Raw genomic sequence first — 23,537 nt, 5'->3', positions numbered from 1 at the left:
GATGACAAGCGAACAGCCGGGCAGCGGCCCGGCCCTTTCCAGCCCCCGGCCTTTCCATCTCCCGTGGTACGTCCACGTCAATCTGATGGTGTTCGCCCTGGTCACCGTCTTCTTCGGTCATGTGCTGTTCGGCCCCCGTTTCTATCTGTGGGGGTGCGCGCCCATCATTCCAGGCATCTACCTTGCCGTCGCCGGAAAGGGCAACCGCCTGTTTTTCTCGGTGCTGCTGGTGCTGGTCAATGCGGTCGCATTGGCCGGCATCGCCATGCTGGAGATCGAGATCGACAAGCTGGGGGTGATCGGTGGTCTGCTCGTCTGCATTCTTGTCGTGCTGTGGCCGGCCGCGCTCCTGTGGCTTGCGCATACGCTCAATACCCGCCGGCGCAGGCGCTAGGCCCTGCCGGCGCAAGCCAGGCATGCATGCTTATCTGGCAGCGGCCTTCGGCGGTGGATCGGGATTGAGCTTCATCGACCAGCTCACCGACGCGATCTTCCAGCCGTCGTCGGTGCGCACCATGTGCCAGGCTTCCTTGCCCCAGTTCTCGCGGTAGTTGCCCGCTTTGAAGCTGTAGTCGACCCAGACCTGCGCCACGTCCTCGTCGGCGTCGATGCGCACGTTTTCGAAGGTTTCTTCGAGCGGTTCGGCGGCCTTGGCGATGCCTTCGATGAATTTGCGCGGCGATGAGCTGAAGCTCTTTTTTGGACGCGGCAGCGACTTGTCGGTGCGCTTCGCCATGATACGGTCCAGGCTCGCGTCGTCGTAGGCGGACGCCCAGGTGATGTCCTCGCGCAGGAACAGCTTCATGAAGCTGTCCTTGTCCTTGTTGACGATCGCCACCCGGAACTGCTCGACGATCTTTTCGATCTGGCGCCGGCTCTCGGCGGGCGCCTCGGCGTGCGCGGGCGGTGCGCTGGACAGGAACATGGCAAGGGCAAGGGCATGGGCAAGGGCAAGGGCAAGGCCGCTGGCGGCCGGAAGGCATTTCATCGTGTGGATCTCCCTGAAATCGATGAGTATATGGAATCGCCAAGCCCAGGAAGTCACCAATTGTAACGACGCTGCCGCCAGCGCAGCGTGCAGTCCTGTCGAAACGCCCGACAGCGCGTATATTGTTCGTGCAGCAGGACAGCCATCGCTCATCTCACTCACACAGGATCATCACCATGACACTCGCACGAGGCTACGCGGCATTGGCCGCCAAAGAACAACTGGTCCCCTTCTCTTTCGAACGCCGCGCCCCGCGCGCCGACGATGTGGCGATCGACATCAAATTCTGCGGCGTATGCCATTCGGATATCCACCAGGCGCGCGACGAATGGGGCGGCGCGACCTTTCCCATGGTGCCCGGCCATGAGATCGCCGGCGTGGTCACCGCCGTCGGCGCCGGCGTCACCAGATTCAAGGTGGGCGACCATGTCGGCGTCGGCTGTTTCGTCGATTCCTGCACCACCTGCGGCACCCGCCACGTCGACCTGGAGCAGTACATGCCGGGGCTGGTCCAGACCTACAACAGCGTCGAGGCAGACGGCGTGACGCCCACCTTCGGCGGCTATTCCGACCACATCGTGGTCAAGGAAGGCTACGTGCTGTCGATCCCGGACAACCTGCCGCTGGACAAAGCCGCGCCGCTGCTGTGCGCCGGCATCACCCTGTATTCGCCGCTGAATCACTGGAAGGCCGGTCCCGGCAAGAAAGTCGCCATCATCGGCCTGGGTGGCTTGGGCCACATGGGCGTCAAGATCGCGCACGCGATGGGCGCCGAGGTGACGGTGCTGAGCCAGTCGCTGTCGAAGCAGGAAGATGGCCTGCGCTTCGGCGCGGCCAGCTATTACGCGACCAGCGAAAAAGAGACCTTCAAGAAGCTGGCCGGCCAGTTCGACCTGATCATCAATACGGTAGGCGCGGCCATCGACTGGAACGACTACATCCGCCTGCTGAAAATCGACGGTGCCATGACCCTGGTGGGCGTGCCCGACGCCGCCACGCCGCCGGTCAACGCCTTTAACCTGATCGGCGCGCGCCGCACCCTGGCCGGCTCGATGATCGGCTCGATCAAGGAAACCCAGGAAATGCTCGATTTCTGCGGCAAGCACAATATCACGGCGGACATTGAGCTGATCGATATCAAGGCGATCAACGAGGCGTTCGAACGCGTCGTCAAGAGCGACGTGCGCTACCGCTTTGTCATCGATATGAAGTCGGTGGCAGCATAAGAGCGCGGGCAAGCCACCGCATCAGAAGAACTGCCGCCAATCGGCCAGCCACTCCGGAAAACGCGCCGCCTCCATCGGCCTGGCGATATGGTGGCCCTGCGCATACGTGCAGCCCAGCCCCTGCAAGAAGTCCCAGTCCTGGCGCGTCTCCACGCCCACAGCGCACGATGTCCGGTCAAGGCTGCGCGCCAGGCCCAGGCAGGAACTGAGCACCGTCGCCAGCGAGCGTTTGCGCGAGGCGCCGTCGACGAAGCTGCGGTCGATCTTCAGTTCCGAAAACGGCACGCGCGCCAGCTGCTGCACGTTCGAGCGCCCGGTGCCGTAGTCGTCCACCGCCAGCCCGTAACCCATCATGCGCAGGCGCAGCAGGCGCTCCAGGAAGCTCGGATCGTTGGTCAGCACCGCCGATTCGGGCAGTTCGAAGGTGAGCAGAGACGGCGCCACGCCATGCCGGTCGGTGCAGGTTTTCACCTGGCGCAGAAAATCCGGGTGCCCGATGGTGTCGGCCGACAGGTTCAGCGACATCGCCGCCGGCAGCGCCTTGTCCTGGAAGGCGCGGCAATGCTCGGCCGCGCGTTCGATCATGGTCCAGTCGAGAAAGTCGATGCGCTGGTTCTGTTCCAGCGCGTCGATGAAGGTGGCCGGTCCCAGCACCCCGTGCTCCGGATGCATCCAGCGCGCGAACACTTCCAGCCCTTTCACTTCGCCGCTGGCCAGTTCGATCTTGGGCTGGAAAAATGGCTCGAACTGGCGCGCCTGCAGGCCCACGCCCACTTGCGCGAAGCTGAAACGCGGCAGCGCGCGCCGCTCGTGCACGGACGCTGCCGGCGGCGTGTAGTGCGACAGCACCGCTTCGAGGTGGGCGCCGGTGAGCGGCGTGTGGATGGTCCCCAGCAGGTCCAGCCCGTACGCGAGCGCCAGGCTTTCGACCGAAAACAGCAGGCTGGCGTGGCAGGCGCCGGTGACGATGGCGCGCGTGCCGGCATTGAGCACGGTGATGTCGCGTATCAGTTCGAGTCCGTCGCGCCCGGACAGGGCCAGGTCGATCACGGCGATGTCGATAGCCGGTCCGGCCGGCGCTTCGATCTGGCGCAGCGCGGCCTCGCCGTCGCCCGCCACGCTGATGCGGGTGGCGCCCAGGCGGCCGAGCATGTCGATCAGGGTCTGGCGCTGCGCTGCGTCGCCGTCGGCGACCAGAAAGTGCAAGTGGGCGATGTCCATCATACCTCCGCTGAAGTCCGAGTATTGACATTACCCCCGGAATGCAGCGTCGTCTATGCTGTCAAGAAACTGTTTCGCCTTACTTTGATTGAATCTGCCTCAACTGTTCAAAAAAACAGACAGCTGCGCACGCGGCCACGTTGAGCGACTCGATCTGGCCCATGTGCGGAATGACGACTTGATGAGTTGCCAACGCCAGCAGATCGTGCGCCACGCCCTGCCCTTCGTGCCCGAGCAGCCAGGCCACCGGGCGCGCCAGGTCGACCTCGTACAGGCGCTGTTCGGCGTAGCCGCTGGTGGCCAGCACCGGAATCGCGGAGGCTCTCACCAGGGCGGCCAGGTCGACGTTTTCGTGGATGTCGACCACGAAGTGCGCGCCCATGGCCGCGCGCAGCACCTTGGGCGACCAGCAGAAGGCGGTGCCGCCGCTGCAGTAAACCTGGGTGATGCCGGCCGCCGCCGCGCTGCGCAGGATCGAGCCGACATTGCCCGGGTCTTGCAGGTTGTCGAGCAGGACCGCCGAGGCGGTGAGCACGCCCGGCGCGGCCAGCACCGGGGTGGCGATCAGGAACATCAGGCCGACGCCGTGTTCGACCTGGCTCAGGGCGTTGTACAGCGCGTCCGGCATGGCCGTGACGTAGGCATGCGCCGTCTCGCACTGCATGACGATGTCGGCCACTTCCGGATTGGCCAGCGCGCCTTCGGAGACGATGCAGTGCAGCGGCACGCCGCGCAGCGCGAGATACGACTGGCACAGGTGCACGCCGTCGAGCAGCGTCTGGCCGGCCTTGCGCCGCGCCTGCGAGCTGCCGGCGAGGTGTTTCAGGTCTTTGTAGAGCGGGTTGTCGCGCGAGGTGATGGTTTTCATGCGGCCTCGCCGAAGTCGAACGACATGTCCATGCCGACGATGGTGTTGGCCAGCGCCACCGGCAAGGTCGCGCGCACGGGCGCGAACGAGCGCCGGTGCACCGGACAGGCGCCGTGCTCGCGCAGGCGCTCCAGGTGCAGCGCGGTGCCGTAGCCCTTGTGCTGGTCGAAGCCGTACTGCGGATACAGTTCGTGCAGCGCCACCAGCGCGGCGTCGCGCGCGGTCTTGGCCAGGATCGAGGCGGCCGAAATGGCGTGCACCTTGTCGTCGCCTTCGATGATCGGATGGCAGCGGATCTGCATCACCGGGCTGCGGTTGCCGTCGATCAGGGCAATCGTCGGGATGGTCGACAATGCTTCCACCGCGCGCCGCATGGCCAGCATGGTCGCCTGCAGGATGTTGATGCTGTCGATTTCCTCGTGCGAGCATTCGGCGATGGCCCAGGCCAGCGCGCTTTCCTTGATTTGCGGGGCCAGCGCTTCGCGCTTGTCGGCGGTCAGCTTCTTGGAGTCGCGCAGGCCCTCGATGGGGCGGTCCGGATGCAGGATCACGGCGGCGGCGAACACCGGGCCGGCCAGCGGGCCGCGGCCCGCTTCGTCGACGCCGCAGACGATATCGTCCGCCGTAAACGGGTAGGCGTTCTTTTTCAAGCCCGGATAAAAGTTGACTTTTTTGGTTCTCATGTTCTGGATGCGGCGATGACGCGCAGGACGGCGGCCGCGCTTTCCTGCGCGCTGTTGCGCAGCAGGCTGTGGTGCATGTCGGTAAAGCGCTGCACCAGCAGTTTGCGGTTGGCCACGTTGTTAAGTTGTTCCCACAGGGCGTCGGCCAGCTTGTGCGGCGTGACGTCGTGCTGCAGGATTTCGGGCACCACGAATTCGCGCGACAGGATGTTCGGCAGGCCGATCCACGGCTGGTAACCCATGTGGCGCATGATCTCGTAGGAAGCGCGCATGACTTTGTAGGCGATTACCATCGGCTTCTTGAACAGCGCCACTTCCAGCGTGGCCGTGCCGGACGCCACCAGCACCGCGTCGGCGGCCGCAATCGCCTCGTGCGAGCGCCCGTCCAGCAGGTCGATGCGCACCGACTGCAGGCCGGCTTTGGCGATCAGTTCCGTAAAATACTGACGCTGGCGCTCACCCGCCATCGGCGCCACGAAACGCAGGTCCGGGTCGCGCGCGGCCAGCAGCTTGACCGCGCCCACAAAGGGCTCGGCCAGGTATTTGAGTTCGCCCATGCGGCTGCCGGGCATGAGCGCGATCACGCGCGCATCGGGCGCGATGCCGAGCGCCGTGCGCGCGGCCGCCACGTCGGGCTGCATCGGAATGACTTCGGCCAGCGGATGGCCGATGTAGGTGCACGGCACGCCGGCCTTGCGGTAGATCTCTTCCTCGAACGGGAAGATCACCAGCATGTGCGAGACGGCCTTGATGATTTTCTTGATGCGCCCGCCGCGCCAGGCCCAGATCTGCGGACTGACGAAGTGCACGGTCGGAATCCCGGCTTGTTTCAGCTGCAGTTCGAGCCCGAGGTTGAAGCCCGGGTAGTCGGCGCCGATGAAGACGTCCGGACGCTCCGCCAGCAGGCGGTCGCGCAGGGCGTTCTGGATGCCCTTGATCTCGCGGTAGCGGGGAATGATCTCGAACAGGCCGCGCACGGTCAGGCGGTCCATCTCGATGTTGGACACCAAGCCCTGCTCCATCATGCGCGGGCCGCCGATGCCGTGAAAGCGCGCGTCGGGAAGATGCGGACGCAGGCCGGCCAGCAGGCGCGCGGCGAGCATGTCGCCCGATACCTCGCCCGCCACCAGGGCTATCGACGCGCCCTTGGTCGAATCAGCGGACAATGCCACGGGACGCAGTCCCCAGGAAAGCGAGCATGGCGCCGATGTCCAGCGCGGCGTCGGGCGAGGCGTGCTGCTGGTCGACCAGGGCCGCCTTGGCTTCTTCGAGCGTCATGCCGGAGCGGTAGATCAGCTTGTAGGCCGCGCGCACGCCGTCGATCTGCGGGCGGGTGAAGCCGCGCCGTTTCATGCCTTCGATGTTGACGCCGTGGGCGCTGGCCGGATTGCCCGAGACCAGTACGAACGGCGGCACGTCTTGCGTAAGGCTGGTGTACATGCCGATGAAGGCATGCGCGCCGATCTTGCAGAACTGGTGCACGCCGGCGAAGCCGGACAGGATCGCCCAGTCGCCCACTTCCACGTGCCCGGCCAATTGGGCGTTGTTCGAGAAAATCGTGTTGCTGCCGACCTGGCAGTCGTGCGCCAGGTGGCAGTAGGCCGATATCCAGTTGTCGTTGCCCAGGCGCGTCACGCCCTCATCCTGCACGGTGCCGGTGTTGAAGGTGCAGAATTCGCGCACCGTGTTGCGGTCGCCCACCTCGAGGCGGGTCGGTTCGCCGTTCCACTTCTTGTCTTGCGGCGGCGCGCCGATCGAGGAAAACTGGAAGAACCTGTTGTCCTTGCCGATCGTGGTATGGCCTTCGATGACCACGTGCGGACCGACCACCGTGCCGGCGCCGATCGACACGTGCGGGCCGATGATCGAAAAGGCGCCGACGTCGACGCTGGAATCGAGCTGCGCGCCCGGGTCGACGATGGCGCTGGGATGGATCGTGGCCATGTCAGTTCCCCATCGGCTGGCTCGCGTCGACCGCGCTGCGGATGGTGCACATCAGTTCCGCTTCGAGGGCGACCGCGCCGTCGACGCTGCCGACCGCCTTGTACTTCCAGATGCCGCGCGAGCAGCGGATGATCTCGATGTCCATGCGCAGCTGGTCGCCGGGACCGACCGGGCGCTTGAAGCGCGCATTGTCGATGCCGACGAAGTAGACCACCGAATTTTCGTCCGGCTTGACGCCGATCGACATGAACGACAGGATCGCCGCGGTCTGCGCCATCGCTTCGATCATCAGCACGCCCGGCATGACCGGCTTGTGCGGGAAATGGCCGTTGAAGAATTCTTCGTTGGCGGTGACGTTCTTGATCGCGCTGATCGACTTGTGCGCTTCCCAGTCCAGCACCCGGTCCACCAGCAGCATCGGATAGCGGTGCGGCAGGTATTCCTTGATCTGGCAAATGTCGAGGGTCTTGCCGGGTACGCCTTTGTTGTCGGTAATGGTCATATGTCTTCTATTTTTGTTCTGTGAGTGCCTTGACGGCTTTTTCGAGCGCGCGGATCTTTTCGCGCATCGACGTCAGGTTGCGCAGCAGGACGGCGTTCTTTTCCCAGTCGCCGTTCTTGGCGATCGGGTAGAAGCCGGTGTACTGGCCCGCTTCCTTGATCGAGTTGGCCACCAGGCTGCCGGCGGTGACGTACACCTTGTCGACGATGGTGATGTGGCCCGAGACCATGGCCGCGCCGCCGAAGGTGCAGTATTTGCCGATGGTGGCGCTGCCGGCCACGCCGACGCAGCCGGCCATCGCGGTGTGCGCGCCGATGTGGCAGTTGTGGCCGATCTGGATCAGGTTGTCGAGCTTGACGCCGTCTTCGATGATGGTGTCGGCCATGGCGCCGCGGTCGACCGTGGTGTTGGCGCCGATGTCGACGTCGTCGCCGATCATCACGCGCCCGGTCTGCGGAATCTTGATGTACACGCCGCCTTCGTTGGCGAAGCCGAATCCGTCGGTGCCGATCACGGCGCCCGAGTGGATGATGCCGCGCTTGCCGATCTGGCAGCGCGCATGGAAGGTGGCGTTGGCGAACAGGTGCGTGCCCTCGCCGATGACGGCGTCGCGCCCGACGAAGCTGCCGGCGTCGATGACGGCGTTGGCGCCGATGACGGCGCCCGCTTCGATCGTCACCTGCGGGCCGATATGCGCGCTCGGGTCGACCTGGGCGCTCGGATGCACGCTGGCGGTGGGGTCGATGCCGGCCGGCGCCACGACCGGATCGAGCGCGGCGAAGTACTGGGCGGCGTAGGCGAAGTAGACGTGCGGATTCTTGACGACGATGCGCGCGCCAGGGTAGCTGGCGCCGACGAATTCGTCGTCGGCGCTGGAGACGATCAGGGCCGCCGCGCCGCTCTGCGCGGCCTGGGCCCGCAGTTTGCTGTTGCTCAGATAACTGATGTGCGAAACGCCTGCGTCAGCCAATGGCGCGACCCCGGATACCTCGGTATTCGGGTCGCCAACCAGCTGTCCTCCCAAGCGTTCGACCAATTCACCTAGTCGAGTGCCCATCTTTTGATTCCTATTCGTGATTTGTTATGGATTTATTTATCGAGCTGTTTCAGGATCTTGTCCGTGATGTCGATGCGCGGGCTGGTCCAGGCCGATTCCTGCAGCACGATGTCGAGCTTTTCCTGCTCGGCGATCTGCTCGATCAGCTTGTAGGCCTTTTGCGCGATATTGGCGCGCTCTTCGCTCTTGCGCTGGATCAGGTCTTCGCGGAACTCGCGCTGGGTGCGCTGCAAGTCTTTTTCGAGGTCGAGCAGTTCGCGCGCACGCCGGGTGCGTTCGGTTTCGGCCAGGGTTGGCGCGTCGGTATCGAACTTCGCTTCCATCGACTTGAAGCGCGTCATCGTGTCCTGGATCGCCTTCTGGCGCTTGGAAAACTCGGCTTCGATCTTGGCGTCGGCGGCCTTGGCCAGCTTGGACTCGGTCATCAGGCGTTCGGTGAAAACGTAGCCAATCCTGCTCGGCGCGGTTTGCGCCTGGGCCAGCGAGCACGCGCACAAAGCCAGCAGGGCAAGATGCTTGGGCCAGGAGGCAGTCACAGTGTTCAACATAGTTCTCCGCAATCTAAAATGGAAACGGTCGCGTGATGCGATCAGAAACCGGTACCCATCTGGAACTGGAAGCGTTCCAGGCGATCGCCAGGTTTCGCGTTCAAAGGCTTAGCATAACTCAACTTGAGCGGACCGACCGGCGAAATCCAGCTCACGCCCAGGCCGGCCGAGTAGCGCAGTTCGTTCAGGCGCATTTTCTGGTCTTCGCTGTAGACCTGGCCGGCGTCGGCAAAGCCGAACCAGCGCAGGCTGCGGTCGGTGCCGCTGCCCGGGAACGGCATCTGCAGCTCGGCATTGCCGATGATGCGCTTGGCGCCGCCGACCGCATCGCCGTTGCGGTCGACCACGCCGAGCGAGGAGCTCAGGTAGCCGCGCACGGAACCGATGCCGCCGCCGTAGAAATTCTTGAAGACCGGGTACGGGCTGCCCTTGATGCCCTGGCCGTAGTCGAACTCGCCGCGCAGCGCCAGCGTGATCTTGTTGGTCAGCGGACGGTACCATTCCTGGTTGTAGATGGCGCGGTAGTACTTGGTGTCGCCGACCAGGTCGAGTTCGAGATTGAAGCGCTGGTAGCGGCCGGCCGACGGCGTGATCGCGCTGTCGCGGCTGTCGCGCTGCCAGGCCGCGGTGAACGGCAGGGCGTTGGTGGTGGCGCTGCCGATGCCGCTCTCGATGCCGGTCACCTGGCGCACGTAGTCCTGGTAGCGGGTCGGGCTGGTGATGTCGGTTTCGATGGTGGTGCGTTCCAGGCCGACCCCGAAGTAGACGGTATCGGTTTCGGAGAACGGCACGCCGTAGCTGACCCGCCCGCCCGTCTGCTTGACCTTGTAGGTGCCCTGGTTCAGCGCCGGCGGGTTCAGGGTGCGCAGGTACAGTTCGAACTGCTGCGACACGCCGTCTTCGGTAAAGTACGGATTGGTGTGCGAGAAGGCGATGGTGCGGCTGTAGTCGCTGGTGTTGAGCTCCATGCCGACCGTGTTGCCGCTGCCGGCAAAGTTGGCCTGCTGGATCGACGCCGTGAAGGTGAACTTTTCCGCCTGCGAGAACGAGCCGCCGATCAGGAAGTTGCCGGTCGGTTTTTCGGTGACGGTCAGGTTGACGTCGACCTGGTCCGAGGTGCCCTGCGCTTCCGGCGTGTCGATGGTCACGTCCTTGAAGTAGCCGAGGCGGTCGACGCGGTCGCGCGACATCTTGATCTTGTTGCCGTCGTACCAGGAGCCTTCGAACTGGCGGAATTCGCGGCGGATGACTTCGTCGCGCGTGGTGGTGTTGCCGGCGATGTTCATGCGGCGCACGTAGGCGCGCTTGCCCGGGTCGACGAAGAAGGTGAACGCCACCTGGCGTTTTTCGCGGTCGATTTCCGGATTGGCGTTGACGTTGGCAAACGCGTAGCCGAAGGTGCCCATGCGGTCCGAAATGAGCTTGTTACTGGCGGTGAGCAGGTCGCCCGAATAGGTCTGGCCGACGCGCAGGCGCACCAGTTCCTTGAGCTCGTCTTCGCGCCCGAACATTTCGCCTTCGAGCTTGATGCCGGAGACGGTGTACTTCTCGCCTTCGGTGATGTTGATCGTCAGGTAGATGTCTTTTTTGTCGGGCGTGATCGAGACCTGGGTCGATTCGACGTTCGCTTCGAGGTAGCCGCGGTTCAGGTAGAAGGACTTGATCGATTCGATGTCGCCGGTCAGCTTGGTCTTGGAATACTGGTCGGCCTTGGTGTACCAGGTGAACCAGCCGGAGGTGCCCAGCTGCAGCACTTCGCGCAATTCCTTGTCCGAGAAGGTCTTGTTGCCGACGATGCTGATCTGCTTGATGCGCGCGACCTCGCCTTCGTCCACGTTGAACATGACGGTGACGCGATTGCGTTCGATCGGGGTGACGGTGGTGGTGATCTTGACGCCGTACAGGCCGTGCGACAAGTACTGGCGCTTGAGCTCCTGCTCGGCGCGGTCGACCGAGGCCTTGTCGAAAATCTTGGTTTCGCCGACGCCGATTTCCTTGAGCGCCTTGACCAGCACATCCTTTTCGAATTCCTTGGTGCCGGTGAAGTCGACGGTGGCGATCGCCGGCCGTTCTTCGACCAGCACCACCAGCACGCCCTTTTCTTCTTCCAGGCGCACGTCCTTGAAGAAGCCGGTCGCGTACAGCGCCTTGATGGCGGCGATGCTCTTCTCATCGTTGAACGTTTCGCCGACGCGCACCGGCAGGTAGCTGAACACGGTGCCGGCTTCGGTACGCTGGATGCCCTCGACCCGGATATCCTTGACCACGAACGGATTCACTGCGAGGGCTTGTCCGGCGCACATCGCCAGGACGGCAGCGCCGATTAAGCTGCGACGAAAGAAAGGCAAGGCAAAACGTTCAGAATTTAATTTCATTGGGGTTATTCAATGGTCAATCGTTTGGACAACGTACATAGGTATTCGCGGGAGGCGTGGGCGCGGCTTGTGTCAGGCGCATCACGTCGTTGAAGAGCGCCAGGGCCATCAGCATCACCAACAACACGACGCCGGCGCGCTGCGCCAACTCGACGATCCGGTCCGGCAGAGGGCGCCCGGTCAAAACTTCCAGCGAATAATACAGCAAAAGCCCACCGTCCAGAACCGGAATTGGTAACAGATTCATCACCCCAAGACTGACGCTGACGACGGCGATAAAGGTCAGGAATTCAACCGGGCCGGTGCGCGCGGTCTTGCCGGCGTAGTCGGCAATCGTCACGACGCCGGTCAGATTGGTCAGCGATACCTGCCCCGTCAGCATCTTGCCGATCATTTTCAGGCTCATCACGCTTTGCTGCCAGGTGGTCCTGGCGCCGGCGACGGCCGCGTCGACAAGGCCTAGTGTGACCTTCACCATTTCCGGGGTCGACATGACCTGGGCATTGATGCGCGAGACATTCGTCGCTTTGTTCAGTTCCGGCGTGACCATCAGGGTCAGGCTGCGGCCGGCGCGTTCGACCACGAATGCGAGCGTGCGTCCGCACGACTGGCCGACCAGCTTCATCAGCACCGAACCGTCGGGCACCGGCTTGCCGTCGATGCTGACGACGCGGTCGCCCGGCAGCATCCCGGCCCGTCCGGCCGGGCCGGCAGGATCGGGAATCTTGCCGATCGACACGGGCGTGAGGTACATCGGCATGCCGAGTTCGCCGAGCAGGTCGCCTTCGACATTCTTGCCGGCCAGCGCGGCCGGCGGCAAGGTGGCGTTGTAGCGCGCGCCGCCGGGCTGGACCACGTCGAGACGCAGGCCGCCCTTGTCGAGCACGGCTTTCAGGGTTTCCCAGCGCAGCTCGGCGTAGGTGGCGACCGGCTCGCCGTTGACGGCGACGACGCGGTCGCCCCCGCGCAGGCCGGCCTGGTAGGCGGGCGTGGCGGCGTCCATGCTGCGCACGCGGGTGCCGACCTCATCCATGCCAACCATGTACAGGCCGCCAAAGACGGCAATCGCCAGCAGGAAGTTGGCGATGGGACCGGCGGCGACGATGGCGATGCGCTGCCAGACGTTCTTGCGGGTGTATTCGCGCGCGCGCTCGGCGTCGGTGCTGGCGCGCGTGTCCGGATCGCGGTCGTCCAGCATGCGCACATAGCCGCCCAGCGGCAGCATCGAAATAACCCACTCGGTCTGGTCGGCGCCGAAACGGCGCGACCAGATCACCTTGCCGAAGCCGAGCGAAAAGCGCAGCACCTTCACGCCGCACAGGCGCGCCACCGTGTAGTGGCCCAGTTCGTGGAAAATGATCAGCGGTCCCAGCGAACACAGGAACGCCAGGATGGTGGTAAGCAGTGTCATCTGGCGAGGCTTGCGACGATGGCCTGGGCGGCGGCGCGCGCGCGGGCGTCGCACTCCATCACGGCGCCGATGCTGGTGGCGGCGTGGTGTTCGTTCTCGTGCATGACGCGCGCGATCACGCGGTCGATGTCGCGGAAACCGATGCGGCGCTCGAGGAAGGCCTGCACCGCCACTTCGTTGGCGGCGTTGAGCAGGGCCGGCGCGGTGCCGCCGGCCTCGAGCGACTCGAAGGCCAGCGCCAGGCAGGGGAAGCGCGCAACATCCGGCTGGTAGAACTGCAGGGTGCCGATGCTGGTCAGGTCGAGCTGGGCCACGCCGGATTCTATGCGCTCGGGAAAAGCGAGCGCATTGGCGATCGGGGTGCGCATGTCGGGGTTGCCCAGTTCGGCGATCACCGAGCCGTCCACGTAGGACACCATCGAGTGGATCACGCTTTGCGGATGGATCACCACCTCGATCAGGGAGGCGGGCGCGCCGAACAGCCAGTGCGCCTCGATCACTTCCAGGCCCTTGTTCATCATGGTGGCCGAGTCGACCGAAATCTTGCGTCCCATGGACCAGTTCGGATGCTTGCAGGCTTCCTCGGGGGTGACGTGTTCGAGCGTCTCGACCGCGCGCTTCAGGAACGGGCCGCCGGAAGCGGTCAGCAGGATCCTGGCGACGCCGGCCGCATCCGGCGAGCGCGCGTAGGACTGCGGCAGCGACTGGAAAATCGCATTGTGCTCGCTGTCGATCGGCAACAAGGTGGCGCCGTGCTCGTGCACCGCATCCATGAACAGCTGGCCGGACATGACCAGCGCTTCCTTGTTGGCGAGAAGAATTTTCTTGCCGGCACGGGCTGCGGCCAGGGTGGGCGCCAGGCCGGCGGCGCCGACGATGGCGGCCATGACGGTATCGGTATCGGCGCTGGCGGCGATCGAGCACAGCGCCGCTTCGCCGTGTTCGACCTGCGTCGCCAGGCCGCGTTCGCGCAGCAAGGCGCTGAGGCGGGCGGCGGCTTCCGCAGTGCCGACCACGGCGCGGGCCGGACGGAATTGCGCGCACTGCGCGGCCAGTTCGTCCACCCTGGCATGCGCGCTGAGCGCATACACCTGGTATTTTTCAGGGTGGCGTGCAAGCACGTCCAGGGTGGACACGCCGATCGAACCGGTCGCGCCTAGAATGGTAATGCGTTGCATAAAATGGTCTTTCAAACGTCGTTCAAAGCATCCCGGTGTGGATCAGGGCCGCCAGCGGCAGGACCGGCACCAGCGCATCGATGCGGTCGAGCACGCCGCCATGGCCCGGCAGCAGATTGCTGCTGTCTTTCACCCCGGCGCGGCGCTTGAGCTGCGATTCGACCAGGTCGCCCACCACGCTGGCGGCCACCAGCACCACCAGCACCGCCAGCGCCCCGCCCCAGCCCAGCCTGGCCTGCAGCTTGACGGCGAAGGTATCGGCCAGCAGCGGGCCGCCGAACAGGATCGACAGGCTGGCCAGGACCAGCACGGCAATGCCGCCGCCGATCGCGCCTTCCCACGACTTGCCCGGCGAAATCGACGGCGCCAGCTTGCGCTTGCCGAAGGCCTTGCCGGAGAAGTAGGCGCCGATGTCGGCGATCCAGACCAGGGCCATGACCGACAGCAGGTAGACGGCGGAATGCTTGAAGAACAGGACGATGGCGGCAAAGCAGGCCACGATGGAAATCGCGTACATGGTCGCCAGCATGGTGTTGCGTCCGCCTTCGGGCGGCGGCAGGCCGGTTTTCAGGGCCGGCACGAAACGGAACAGCCAAAGCAGGGTCGACAGGCCGAACCAGAATTTTACGGCGCTGTTGTCCTTGTACAGGAAGGCATAGGCGAAGGCCGCGCTCCAGAACAGGGCCACCAGCAAGGCCTGCTTGCGCGAGGACTTGAACAGCTGGAAGCTTTCGGTGACGGCGGCCGTGAGGAAGACCAGCACGACCGCGGCGAAGGCCGGGTAATACCCGCCGAACAGCACCGCCAGCAGGACGACAAGCAGGACGACAGCGGTGATGATCCGGGTAATTAGCATCAGCTTTTCTTTTCAGCCAGTTGGTCGCCGGTGCGCCCGAAACGGCGCTCGCGGTGTTGATAGGATGCGATGGCCGCGTCCAGGGACTCGATCGAAAAATCGGGCCAGTAGGTATCGGTGAAGTACAGCTCGGAATAGGCCAGCTGCCACAGCAGGAAGTTGGAAATGCGCTCTTCCCCGCCGGTGCGGATGAACAGGTCGGGCTCGGGCGCATAGGCCATGGCCAGGTGTTCGGCAAGCTGCTCTTCGGAAAAAGTGCTGATGCCGGGATTGGCCGCGACCATCTTGCCGGTGGCCTGCATGATATCCCAGCGTCCGCCGTAGTTGGCGCAGATGGTGACCGTCAGGCGCGTGTTGTTGGCGGTGCGGCGCTCGGCGGCGGCGATCATCTCTTGCAGCTTGGCATCGAAACGCGACAGATCGCCCACCACTTTCAGGCGGATATTGTTTGCGTGCATCTTCGCCACTTCGCGTTCGAGCGCGGTGACGAACAGGCGCATCAGCAGCGAGACTTCTTCTTCCGGGCGGCGCCAGTTTTCGGACGAAAACGCGAACAGGGTCAGGTACTCGATGCCGCGCTGGATGCAGGCCTCGACACAGCCGCGCACGGCTTCGACGCCCTTGACGTGGCCGGCCACGCGGGGAAGGAAACGCTTGGTGGCCCAGCGGCCGTTGCCATCCATGATGATCGCAACGTGGCGCGGCACGCGGGCCACTTCGGGAACTGCTGTCGTCGAACTTTTATAGATCATAAATCCAGACTATCTAGAACAAATGCATGGGAAGCGGACGCCGGGTCCGCCTCCGTGTGGGCAGACCCTGCCTTGACGCTCCCCCTGAGCGGGCCTCTGCACTCTACACTGTCAGGACTTCTTTTTCTTTTTCAGCAACCAGTTTATCGACATCGATGACGAACTTGTCGGTCAGTTTCTGGATTTCGTCGGATGCGCGACGCTCGTCGTCTTCCGAGCAGGCCTTGTCCTTGACCAGCTTTTTCAGCGATTCGTTGGCATCGCGGCGGATGTTGCGGATCGCGATCTTGGCGTCTTCCGCCTCGCCCTTGACCAGCTTGACCATTTCCTTGCGGCGTTCTTCGGTCAGCGGCGGGGTCGGCACGCGGATCATCTCGCCCTGCGACGAGGGATTGAGGCCCAGGTCGGAATCGCGGATGGCTTTTTCGATCGTGCTCAGCATCTTCTTTTCGAACGGCTGCACGCCGATGGTGCGGGCGTCGACCAGGGTCACGTTGGCGACCTGGGTCAGCGCGGTGGGCGAACCGTAGTACTCGACCATGATGTGATCGAGGATGCCGGTGTGGGCGCGGCCGGTGCGGACCTTGGCCAGGTCGGCCTTGAGGGTGTCGATCGACTTGTTCATGCGCTCTTGCGCGTTTTTCTTGACGTCAGCGATAGTCATGCTGCTCTCCTGTAGCTCTGAATGATATTAAACGTGTACCAGTGTACCTTCGTCTTCGCCCATGATCACGCGTTTGAGCGCGCCCGGCTTGACGATGGAGAACACCTTGATCGGCAGTTTCTGGTCGCGGCACAGCGCGAAGGCGGTCGCATCCATCACCTGCAGGTGCTTGGAAATGGCTTCGTCGAAGGTGATCGACTCGTAGCGGGTGGCGTTCGGGTCCTTTTTCGGGTCGGCGGTGTAGACGCCGTCGACCTTGGTGGCCTTGAGCACGATTTCGGCGCTGATTTCCGAGCCGCGCAGGGCGGCGGCGGTATCGGTGGTGAAGAAAGGATTGCCGGTGCCGGCGGCGAACACGACGACCTTGCCTTCTTCCAGGTACTGCAGCGCTTTCGGACGCACGTAAGGCTCGACCACCTGCTCGATCGCGATGGCCGACATGACGCGGGCGACGATGCCGACATGGCGCATGGCGTCGGCCAGGGCCAGCGCGTTCATCACGGTGGCCAGCATGCCCATGTAATCGGCCGTGGCGCGGTCCATGCCCTGGGCGCCGGGAGCGACACCGCGGAAGATGTTGCCACCGCCGATGACGACTGCCAGTTCCACGCCCAGGTTCGCTACTTCCGCGACATCGGCGACCATGCGCTCGATGGTGGCGCGGTTGATGCCGTAAGGATCATCGCCCATCAGTGCTTCGCCAGACAATTTCAGGAGTACGCGTTTGTAGGCTGGTTTCGACATGGGGGTGGGCTCCAAAAAATGACGGTTTGTATTCGGTCTTGCCATACGCACATTTTCATGTGCGCAGATTAAAAAAACGGGCCTTCCGGCCCGCTTTCACACTTACTGCTTGTTCGCAGCCATTTGCGCCGCAACCTCTGCAGCGAAATCGTCCTGCTTTTTCTCGATGCCTTCACCAACAACATACATCGTGAACGCTTTCACGGTGGTGTTCTTTTCTTTCAGCATCTGTTCGATCGACTGCTTGTCGTTCTTCACGAACGCCTGGTTCAGCAGCGACACTTCTTTCAGGTACTTCTGGATCGAACCTTCCAGGCGCTTGGCCAGGATCTCCGGCGACTGCACCGGCTTGCCTTCGGCAACGGCTTTGTCCGCATCTTCCTGTGCTTTCAGGGCTGCAACCGAACGCTCTTTTTCGATCAGTTCGGCAGGCACCTGGTCCGACGACAGCGACACCGGCTTCATGGCGGCGATGTGCATGGCCAGGTCTTTACCGACTTGCTCGTCGGCGCCGTCGAAGTCCACCATCACGCCGATACGGCCGGAGTGCAGGTAGGAAGCCAGCTTGGCTGTGGTTTCGAAACGCTGGAAGCGGCGGATCGACATGTTTTCGCCGATTTTACCGATCAGGGCGCTACGCACGTCGTCCAGGGTCTTGCCATCGAGCGGCAGGGCCAGCAGGGCGGCGACGTCGGCCGGGTTGTGTTCGGCGACCAGGCGGGCGGCGTTGTTCGCCAGTGCCATGAACTCGTCGTTCTTGGCAACGAAGTCGGTTTCGCTGTTGATTTCGAGCAGAGCGCCAACGTTACCGTTGATGTAGGTCGTGACCACGCCTTCGGCGGTGATGCGCGATGCGGCCTTGCCGGCTTTGGTGCCCAGCTTGACGCGCAGGATTTCTTCGGCACGGCCCATGTCGCCTTCGGCTTCGGTCAGTGCTTTTTTGCATTCCATCATCGGTGCGTCGGTTTTCGCGCGCAGTTCGCCTACCATCGCTGCTGTAATCGCTGCCATGTGTTTCTCCTAAATTTGTGACATATTCTGTTTAAAAAAAAGGGGGAGCTGCTGCTACCCCTTTTGTTTTCCGCGGCGCCTCAGGGGCGCCTGAGGCAATTAAGCCTGCTCGGAGACTTCGACGAAGTCGTCGCCAGCCGATTTCACCAGCTCGACGATTTCGTTGGAGGCGTTTGCACGGCCTTCCAGGATCGCGTCAGCAACACCGCGAGCGTACAGCATGATCGCTTTGGACGAATCGTCGTTGCCTGGGATGACGTGGGTCACGCCTTCTGGCGAGTGGTTGGTATCGACGATGCCGATAACAGGGATGCCCAGCTTGCCGGCTTCGGTGATCGCGCCCTTGTGGTAGCCGACGTCGACGACGAAGATTGCGTCAGGAACGCCGCCCATGTCCTTGATGCCGCCGATGGACTTCTGCAGCTTGACCATTTCGCGCTGGAACATCAGGGCTTCTTTTTTCGACAGCTTCTCGACCGAACCGTCTTCAACCTGGGCTTCCATGTCCTTCAGGCGCTTGATCGAGGTCTTGATGGTCTTGAAGTTGGTCAGCATGCCGCCCAACCAGCGCTGGTCGACGAAAGGAACGCCGGCGCGTGCAGCTTCGGCGGCGATGATTTCGCGTGCCTGGCGCTTGGTGCCGACCATCAGGATCGTGCCGCGGTTGGAGGCGACCTGCTTGATGGTTTTCATGGCTTCCTGATACATACCCATCGTCTTTTCCAAGTTGATGATATGGATCTTGTTGCGGTGGCCGAAAATGAACGGCGCCATTTTTGGGTTCCAAAAACGGGTTTGGTGACCGAAGTGGACACCGGCTTCCAGCATTTCACGCATTGTTACGGACATGTAATTCTCCAGGGTTGGGTCTGGAATCCGGTCAGTCACCATACAGGCACCCTTTGCGACCGGATTCGCGATTTTAACAAGATTTGTGGCACTACTTGACAACATTGCCCGAAAGCGAATTCAAGCAACCCGAGATTCTAACCGGATTTGGCGATAATTTCAAGCACTGCCTGCCGGGACTGGCCACGTCCCCGCCGTTCCGGCCAAGGCGGGAACGACGGGCGTGGCTGCGACACTCATCACGGCGAGCGCAGCGGCCGACAGACTCGCGGAAACTGCCAGGTCGTTATCCCTTATAATGGTCGCCATCTTTGCACGGGTTTCAGCAACATTCTTCCCTTGTTACTGATGCTTACTGCTTTCTTACTGCCCAATTGCTGATTGCCAATTATGTCCAACATCTCGATCAAATCCCCCGCCGACATCGAAGGCATGCGCGTCGCCGGCCGTCTCGGCTCCGAAGTGCTCGATTACATCACCCCCTTCATCAAGGTCGGCGTCACTACGGGCGAACTGGACCGTCTTTGCCATGAATACATGGTCAACGTGCAGGGTTCCATCCCCGCCCCGCTGAACTATTGCCCGCCCGGCTACACGCCCTACCCGAAAGCCATCTGCACCTCCGTCAACGACGTGATCTGCCACGGCATTCCGGGCGACAAGGCGCTCAAGGATGGCGACGTGGTCAACCTCGACATCACCGTCATCAAGGATGGCTACCACGGCGACAACAGCCGCATGTTCCTGGTCGGCAAACCGTCGATCCTGGCCAAGCGCCTCTCCGAAGTCACCTACGAGTGCATGTGGCTCGGCATTGCCCAGGTCAAGCCGGGCGCGCACCTGGGCGACATCGGCCACGTGATCCAGCAGCACGCCGAAAAGAACGGCTACAGCGTGGTGCGCGAATTCTGCGGCCACGGCATCGGCAAGATCTTCCACGAAGAGCCGCAGGTGCTGCACTACGGCCGTCCGGGCACGCTGGAGCGCCTGGAAGCGGGCATGATCTTCACCATCGAGCCGATGATCAATGCCGGCCGCCGCGACATCAAGGAAATGGGTGACGGCTGGACCATCAAGACCAAGGACCGCAGCCTGTCGGCCCAGTGGGAACACACGGTCCTGGTCACCGAGACCGGCTACGAAGTGCTGACCCTGTCGGCCGGCTCGCCGCCGCCGCCGGCCTTCATCACCGAAGCCAGCGCCGCCGCGGCGGCATAAGGCCGGACCAGCCATGCCCGCCGCCGCGCTCAAGAAGCAGTCCCGCGACCTCCTCAAGCAAAGGCTGAAGGCGGAGCGGGCGCTGCTGATCGCCGCCTTCCGCGCCGACGGCAAGCCCGAAAAGCTGCTGCGCGGCCTGCGCCACAGCGTCGACGAGGTCTTGAGCGAAGCGTGGCAGACGGTCGGCCTGCCCTCCTCCACCGCGCTGGTGGGCGTGGGCGGCTACGGGCGCGGCGAACTGTTTCCGTATTCCGATGTCGACCTGCTGATCCTGCTGTCCGAACCGGCCGACGCCATCACCCAGGCCAGGCTGGAAGAACTGGTGCAGATGCTGTGGGACCTGGGCCTGGAAATCGGCTCGAGCATCCGCACCATCGACGAATGCCTGAGCGAGTCGAAGGCCGACATCACGGTCCAGACCAGCCTGCTTGAGGCGCGCCTGGTGTGCGGCGACGCCGCCCTGTTCGAACAGTTGCAGCAGCGTTACGCCGCCGCCCTCGACCCGCAGGCGTTCTTCCACGCCAAGGCGGCCGAAATGCGCCTGCGCCACGCCAAATACGAAGACACGGCCTTCTCGCTCGAGCCGAACGTCAAGGAAAGTCCGGGCGGGCTGCGCGACCTGCAGGTGATCCTGTGGGTGGCCAAGGCGGCCAAGCTGGCCAATTCCTGGGGCCAGCTGGCCACGCGCGGCCTGATCACCCAGACCGAAGCGCGCCAGCTGATGGAAAAGGAACGCGCCTTCAAGGATATCCGCGTGCGCCTGCACCTGCACGCCAACCGGCGCGAAGACCGCCTGGTGTTCGACGTGCAGACCCCGATCGCGCAAAGCTTCGGCCTGAAAACCACCGGCGAAGGCATCAACGCGCGCCGCGCCAGCGAATACCTGATGCAGCGCTACTACTGGGCGGCCAAGACGGTCACCCAGCTCAACACCATCATGCTGCAGAATATCGAAGCGCAGTTGTTCCCCGAAGCCAACGAGGCCGAGGCGATCAACGAGCGCTTCAACGACGTCAACGGCCTGATCGACATCGCCGCCGACGATACGTTTACCCGCCATCCCTCGACGGTGCTGGAAGTGTTCGTGCTGATGACCGAGCGCCCCCACCTCAAGGGCATGACGGCGCGCACCATGCGCGCGCTGTGGCATGCGCGTTTCGAGATCGACGCCAGGTTCCGCGAAGACCCCGTCAACCGCGCCCTGTTCCTGCGCATCCTGCAGGCGCCGGTGGGCCTGGTGCACGCGCTGCGGCGCATGAACGACACCAGCATCCTGGGGCGCTACCTGCCGAACTTCCGCCGCATCGTGGGCCAGATGCAGCACGACCTGTTTCATGTGTACACGGTCGACCAGCACATCCTGATGGTGGTGCGCAATATGCGCCGCTTCACCATGACCGAGCACGCGCACGAATACCCTTTCTGCAGCCAGCTGATCGCCAACTTCCGCAAGTCCTGGCTGCTGTACGTGGCCGCGCTGTTCCACGACATCGCCAAGGGCCGCGGCGGCGACCATTCCAAGCTCGGCACGGTCGACGCCGCCCAGTTCTGCGAAGAACACGCGATCGGCTCGGAAGACACCGAACTGGTCGTGTTCCTGGTCGAAAACCACCTGACCATGTCGCAGGTTGCGCAAAAGCAGGACCTGTCCGACCCCGACGTGATCGAAGCCTTCGCCAAGCTGGTCAGGGACGAACGCCACCTGACCGCGCTGTACCTGCTGACGGTGGCCGACATCCGCGGCACCAGCCCCAAGGTCTGGAACGCGTGGAAAGCCAAGCTGCTCGAAGACCTGTACAAGGTGACCTTGCGCGTGCTGGGCGGCGAGCCGCATTCGGCCGACCGCGAGCTGAAAAACCGCCAGGAAGAAGCGATGGCCACCCTGCGCCTGTACGGCCTGCCCGACATCGCCCACGTCGACCTGTGGAAGCAGCTCGACGTCGCCTACTTCCTACGCCACGACGCCTCCGACATCGCCTGGCAGACCCGTTCGCTGTGGGATAAGCTGAACAGCGACAAGCCGGTCGTCAAATGCCGCCTGGCGCCGATCGGCGAAGGCTTGCAGGTGGCCGTCTACGTCAAGGACCAGCCCGACCTGTTCGCGCGCATCTGCAGCTATTTCGACCGCAAGAATTTCAGTATTCTCGACGCCAAGATCCACACCACGCGGCATGGCTACGCGCTCGATACCTTCCTGGTGACCGAGCAGAGCTTTGCCAAGAGCTACCGCGACATCATCAACCTGATCGAGCACGAGATCTGCGAACTGTTGACCTCGCAAGCGCCCTTGCCGGCGCCGACGCGCGGCCGGCTGTCGCGCCTGTCGCGCACCTTCCCGATCACGCCGACGGTCGATTTGCGGCCGGACGAGCGCGGCCAGTACTACCTGCTCTCGATCGCCGCCAACGACCGCACCGGCCTGCTGTACGCGATCGCCAACGTGCTCACGCGCTACCGCATCAACCTGCACACGGCCAAGATCATGACCCTGGGCGAGCGCGTGGAAGACGTGTTCCTGGTCGACGGCGCCGTGCTCAACAACGCGCGCAACCAGATCCAGCTCGAAACCGACCTGCTCGACGCGCTGCGCGTGTAGCGGTCCACAATTCCCTTTCCAGAAACCCTACAAGTAACCTTAGCAAAGCAAGCCATGACTGAATTAGTACGCCTCTCCAAACGCATGTCCGAACTCGGGCTCTCTTCGCGCCGCGAAGCCGATGAATGGATCGCACGCGGCTGGGTGCGGGTCGATGGCCAGGTCATCTCCGAACTGGGCAGCAAAGTGCTGCCGCACCAGAAAATCACCGTCGAGCGCCAGGCCGCGGCCGAGCAATCCAAGCGCGTAACCGTGCTGATCAACAAGCCGATGGGCTACGTCAGCGGCCAGGCCGAGGACGGCTACACCCCGGCCGTCGCGCTGATCAAGGCCGAGAACCGCTGGGCCGACGACCCCTCGCCCGAGACCTTCCACCCCACCCAGCTGCGCTCGCTGGTGCCGGCCGGACGGCTCGACATCGACTCGGTCGGCCTGCTGGTCCTGACCCAGGACGGGCGCGTGGCCAAGACCCTGATCGGGCAGGATACGTCGATCGAAAAGGAATACCTGGTGCGCGTGCAGTACACCAAGGAAGGCACGCTGCCGGATGCGGACTTGAAGAAGCTGTGCTTCGGCCTGTGGATGGACGGTAAGCCCTTGCTGGCGGCCAAGGTGCGCTGGCAGAACGAGGACCAGCTCAGCTTCACCTTAAAAGAAGGCAAGAAGCGCCAGATCCGCCGCATGTGCGATATGGTGGGCCTGAAAGTCATCGGCCTCAAGCGCGTGCGCATCGGCAAGGTCAAGCTGGGCGACCTGCCGGTCGGGCAATGGCGCTATCTGCGGCCTGACGAGCAGTTCTGAAGCGCGCCAACGCCAGCGCCGGCGCGCCCGCCACTGATGCGCTCA

Annotated in this window: 23 protein-coding genes; 5 read left to right on the top strand and 18 right to left on the bottom strand. The window is 63.5% G+C overall.

From position 1 onward, the window contains the following. Position 1: 1 nt before the first annotated feature. Positions 2-394, top strand: coding sequence for a hypothetical protein (locus tag EJB06_RS04285; protein ID WP_126072748.1), 393 nt, complete (start codon positions 2-4; stop codon positions 392-394). A 30-nt stretch (positions 395-424) separates the two neighbouring features. Here EJB06_RS04285 and EJB06_RS04280 read toward each other — a convergent pair whose 3' ends face one another. Beyond that, positions 425-988 carry a YybH family protein gene (locus EJB06_RS04280; RefSeq protein WP_126072747.1) on the bottom strand — a complete coding sequence of 188 codons (564 nt, stop codon included), beginning with the start codon at positions 986-988 and terminating at the stop codon, positions 425-427. Between the two features lie 176 nt (positions 989-1,164). On the opposite strand from EJB06_RS04280, the gene EJB06_RS04275 reads away from it, so the two are divergent. Continuing rightward, a complete protein-coding gene (locus EJB06_RS04275) occupies positions 1,165-2,214 on the top strand; it encodes an NAD(P)-dependent alcohol dehydrogenase (RefSeq protein WP_126072746.1) in 1,050 nt (349 codons plus the stop codon). A 21-nt stretch (positions 2,215-2,235) separates the two neighbouring features. Here the strand turns inward: EJB06_RS04275 and EJB06_RS04270 are convergent, their stop codons facing one another. From EJB06_RS04270 to rpsB, 17 genes are all read right to left on the bottom strand, one after another. Next, positions 2,236-3,435, bottom strand: coding sequence for an EAL domain-containing response regulator (locus EJB06_RS04270; protein WP_126072745.1), 1,200 nt, complete (start codon positions 3,433-3,435; stop codon positions 2,236-2,238). A 79-nt stretch (positions 3,436-3,514) separates the two neighbouring features. Next, a complete protein-coding gene (locus EJB06_RS04265) occupies positions 3,515-4,303 on the bottom strand; it encodes a TrmH family RNA methyltransferase (protein ID WP_126072744.1) in 789 nt (262 codons plus the stop codon). Further along, positions 4,300-4,986, bottom strand: coding sequence for a ribonuclease HII (gene rnhB / locus EJB06_RS04260; RefSeq protein ID WP_126072743.1), 687 nt, complete (start codon positions 4,984-4,986; stop codon positions 4,300-4,302). Before rnhB ends, EJB06_RS04265 begins: the two co-directional genes overlap by 4 nt. Continuing rightward, positions 4,983-6,158, bottom strand: a complete 1,176-nt coding sequence (gene lpxB, locus EJB06_RS04255; protein ID WP_267876889.1) for a lipid-A-disaccharide synthase — start codon at positions 6,156-6,158, stop codon at positions 4,983-4,985. The genes rnhB and lpxB overlap by 4 nt, the downstream gene beginning before the upstream one ends. Then, positions 6,142-6,930, bottom strand: a complete 789-nt coding sequence (lpxA, locus tag EJB06_RS04250) for an acyl-ACP--UDP-N-acetylglucosamine O-acyltransferase (protein WP_126072742.1) — start codon at positions 6,928-6,930, stop codon at positions 6,142-6,144. Before lpxA ends, lpxB begins: the two co-directional genes overlap by 17 nt. Position 6,931: 1 nt before the next feature. After that, complete coding sequence (fabZ, locus tag EJB06_RS04245; RefSeq protein ID WP_126072741.1) at positions 6,932-7,432, bottom strand: 3-hydroxyacyl-ACP dehydratase FabZ; 501 nt, start codon at positions 7,430-7,432, stop codon at positions 6,932-6,934. A 7-nt stretch (positions 7,433-7,439) separates the two neighbouring features. Continuing rightward, positions 7,440-8,489: a UDP-3-O-(3-hydroxymyristoyl)glucosamine N-acyltransferase gene (gene lpxD, locus EJB06_RS04240; protein ID WP_126072740.1), complete on the bottom strand. Its 1,050-nt coding sequence runs from the start codon at positions 8,487-8,489 to the stop codon at positions 7,440-7,442. A 32-nt stretch (positions 8,490-8,521) separates the two neighbouring features. Then, positions 8,522-9,037, bottom strand: a complete 516-nt coding sequence (locus EJB06_RS04235; RefSeq protein ID WP_126072739.1) for an OmpH/Skp family outer membrane protein — start codon at positions 9,035-9,037, stop codon at positions 8,522-8,524. A gap of 41 nt (positions 9,038-9,078) precedes the next feature. Further along, positions 9,079-11,412, bottom strand: coding sequence for an outer membrane protein assembly factor BamA (gene bamA, locus EJB06_RS04230; RefSeq protein ID WP_126072738.1), 2,334 nt, complete (start codon positions 11,410-11,412; stop codon positions 9,079-9,081). Positions 11,413-11,428: 16 nt separating this feature from the next. Further along, positions 11,429-12,823, bottom strand: a complete 1,395-nt coding sequence (gene rseP, locus EJB06_RS04225; RefSeq protein WP_126072737.1) for an RIP metalloprotease RseP — start codon at positions 12,821-12,823, stop codon at positions 11,429-11,431. Next, a complete protein-coding gene (gene ispC / locus EJB06_RS04220) occupies positions 12,820-14,001 on the bottom strand; it encodes a 1-deoxy-D-xylulose-5-phosphate reductoisomerase (RefSeq protein WP_126072736.1) in 1,182 nt (393 codons plus the stop codon). Before ispC ends, rseP begins: the two co-directional genes overlap by 4 nt. A gap of 22 nt (positions 14,002-14,023) precedes the next feature. Further along, entirely contained in the window at positions 14,024-14,857 is an 834-nt protein-coding gene (locus EJB06_RS04215) for a phosphatidate cytidylyltransferase (RefSeq protein ID WP_126072735.1), read from the bottom strand. Next, a complete protein-coding gene (gene uppS / locus EJB06_RS04210; RefSeq protein WP_126072734.1) occupies positions 14,857-15,609 on the bottom strand; it encodes a polyprenyl diphosphate synthase in 753 nt (250 codons plus the stop codon). Before uppS ends, EJB06_RS04215 begins: the two co-directional genes overlap by 1 nt. A 103-nt stretch (positions 15,610-15,712) precedes the next feature. Continuing rightward, positions 15,713-16,273 carry a ribosome recycling factor gene (frr, locus tag EJB06_RS04205; protein ID WP_126072733.1) on the bottom strand — a complete coding sequence of 187 codons (561 nt, stop codon included), beginning with the start codon at positions 16,271-16,273 and terminating at the stop codon, positions 15,713-15,715. A gap of 27 nt (positions 16,274-16,300) precedes the next feature. Next, positions 16,301-17,017: a UMP kinase gene (gene pyrH / locus EJB06_RS04200; RefSeq protein ID WP_054262915.1), complete on the bottom strand. Its 717-nt coding sequence runs from the start codon at positions 17,015-17,017 to the stop codon at positions 16,301-16,303. A gap of 102 nt (positions 17,018-17,119) precedes the next feature. Further along, entirely contained in the window at positions 17,120-18,028 is a 909-nt protein-coding gene (tsf, locus tag EJB06_RS04195) for a translation elongation factor Ts (RefSeq protein WP_126072732.1), read from the bottom strand. A 99-nt stretch (positions 18,029-18,127) separates the two neighbouring features. Further along, entirely contained in the window at positions 18,128-18,877 is a 750-nt protein-coding gene (gene rpsB, locus EJB06_RS04190) for a 30S ribosomal protein S2 (protein ID WP_126072731.1), read from the bottom strand. Between the two features lie 390 nt (positions 18,878-19,267). On the opposite strand from rpsB, the gene map reads away from it, so the two are divergent. Genes map through EJB06_RS04175 form a run of 3 tightly spaced genes read left to right on the top strand, consistent with a single transcriptional unit; the run spans position 19,268 to position 23,492 of the window. Continuing rightward, positions 19,268-20,095: a type I methionyl aminopeptidase gene (gene map / locus EJB06_RS04185; RefSeq protein WP_126072730.1), complete on the top strand. Its 828-nt coding sequence runs from the start codon at positions 19,268-19,270 to the stop codon at positions 20,093-20,095. A 13-nt stretch (positions 20,096-20,108) separates the two neighbouring features. After that, the gene (locus EJB06_RS04180) at positions 20,109-22,691 is read left to right on the top strand and encodes a [protein-PII] uridylyltransferase (protein WP_126072729.1); all 2,583 of its coding nucleotides are present in this window, start codon (positions 20,109-20,111) and stop codon (positions 22,689-22,691) included. A gap of 54 nt (positions 22,692-22,745) precedes the next feature. Further along, a complete protein-coding gene (locus EJB06_RS04175; RefSeq protein WP_126072728.1) occupies positions 22,746-23,492 on the top strand; it encodes a pseudouridine synthase in 747 nt (248 codons plus the stop codon). The last annotated feature ends 45 nt before the right edge of the window (positions 23,493-23,537 follow it).

This window comes from Massilia atriviolacea, assembly GCF_003953935.1.
Lineage (GTDB): Bacteria > Pseudomonadota > Gammaproteobacteria > Burkholderiales > Burkholderiaceae_D > Telluria_A > Telluria_A atriviolacea.
The sequence above is the reverse complement of the archived record's forward strand: the minus strand, read 5'-3'. Positions and strand labels throughout refer to the sequence as shown.